This window comes from Haloferax sp. KTX1, assembly GCF_902410085.1.
In the GTDB taxonomy this organism is placed as follows: domain Archaea; phylum Halobacteriota; class Halobacteria; order Halobacteriales; family Haloferacaceae; genus Haloferax; species Haloferax massiliensis.
This window is the reverse complement of record NZ_CABPRH010000078.1, coordinates 1-535: the sequence shown is the minus strand read 5'-3', so window position 1 is coordinate 535 and position 535 is coordinate 1. Positions and strand designations below refer to the sequence as shown.

Genomic DNA, 535 nt, shown 5'->3' with positions numbered 1-535 from the left:
GGTGATCAGAAGCTGTGCTGCAGGGCGACCAGCGCGACGGTCGCGTTGGACTTGTCACCGGAATCGTCCTCAAGGCGCATGGGCTCAAGCTCGAGGCGCACATTGGTGCGATCACTCAACGCCTGGCGAACATAGCCATAGACGTTGGTGTCGATGTCCGCAGCGTCATCAGCAGAGCCCCCCGCAAGACCAAGATGGCCGGTCAGGCCTTCGCCAAAGTCCATCATGGAAGCGATAGCAAAGCTGTCACGCTCATCATCGTTTGCATTATCGGTGTGCGCTTCGGTGTAGTTCATGGAGAGCTCGAATTCATCCGACAGGCTCCAGCGTGCACCGATGTTGTAAAGTTCCGGATCGAATTCAGCATCAATACCAAGTCCGCCGTAATCGTTGAACTCCCGGACATAGACGCCGTTAACGCTCACGTTATCAGCCAGGGTGTACTGGGCAGCGACCTGAACGGACGTGATGCCGTTCTGATTCGAGACGGTATCACCTTCTTCAACCACGACATCTTCGCCCAGAACCGTAATGG

General features: G+C 56.1%; 1 protein-coding gene. It reads right to left on the bottom strand.

What is annotated here, in order from left to right; all coding sequences use genetic code 11:
* Positions 1-5 precede the first annotated feature (5 nt).
* On the bottom strand, positions 6-535 hold a 530-nt coding region (locus FY251_RS20850; RefSeq protein WP_187367469.1), incomplete at its 5' end, for a porin.